We start from the raw sequence: 255 nt of genomic DNA, 5'->3' as shown, positions 1-255 counted from the left end.
AATTATTGCGTATACACAGGATGGCGAAATCCTGGTCGGTCAACCGGCTAAACGTCAGGCAGTGACCAACCCGCAGAATACCCTGTTCGCAATTAAGCGTCTGCTCGGTCGTCGCTTCCAGGACGAAGAAGTACAGCGTGATATTAAAATCATGCCGTACAAAATCACTGGCGCTGACAACGGCGACGCATGGCTGGAAGTGAAAGGTCAGAGAATGGCACCGCCGCAGATCTCTGCTGAAGTGCTGAAGAAAAT

1 protein-coding gene is annotated in these 255 nt (G+C 51.0%); it reads left to right on the top strand.

The window, feature by feature from the left end; genetic code table 11:
- On the top strand, window positions 1–255 hold a 255-nt coding region (locus SB765_RS31585), incomplete at both ends, for an Hsp70 family protein (RefSeq protein WP_410932749.1).

Origin of the sequence: Pseudomonas sp. SIMBA_067, assembly GCF_046534675.1 — a bacterium.
In the GTDB taxonomy this organism is placed as follows: Bacteria; Pseudomonadota; Gammaproteobacteria; order Pseudomonadales; family Pseudomonadaceae; genus Aquipseudomonas; species Aquipseudomonas putida.
This window is presented reverse-complemented; position numbering and strand designations above follow the sequence as displayed.